The organism is Actinoplanes sp. KI2, assembly GCF_025630775.1.
Taxonomy (GTDB): domain Bacteria; phylum Actinomycetota; class Actinomycetes; order Mycobacteriales; family Micromonosporaceae; genus Actinoplanes.
In genome coordinates this window covers 1-207 of the sequence record NZ_JAOSZE010000201.1, presented here as the reverse complement: position 1 = coordinate 207, position 207 = coordinate 1, and the positions used below count along the sequence as shown (strand labels likewise).

The following is a 207-nucleotide window of genomic DNA, read 5'->3' as shown; positions in this document are numbered from 1 at the left end:
ACCGAGGTCGACGTCACCAACGCCTCCACCAGCCAGTACGCCGGGCTGACCCAGGCCTGCGTCAACGTTGCCCGCTGCGTCGGCATCACCGTCTGGGGCGTCCGCGACAGCGACTCCTGGCGCTCCAGCGAGAGCCCCCTGCTGTTCGACGGCAACGGCAACAAGAAAGCCGCGTACACCTCGGTGCTCAACGCCCTCAACGCCGCC

Annotated in this window: 1 protein-coding gene; it reads left to right on the top strand. The window is 68.6% G+C overall.

Annotated elements, in window-relative coordinates:
• The coding region (locus ODJ79_RS46955) for an endo-1,4-beta-xylanase (RefSeq protein WP_263030230.1) at positions 1 to 207 on the top strand (207 nt) is incomplete at both ends.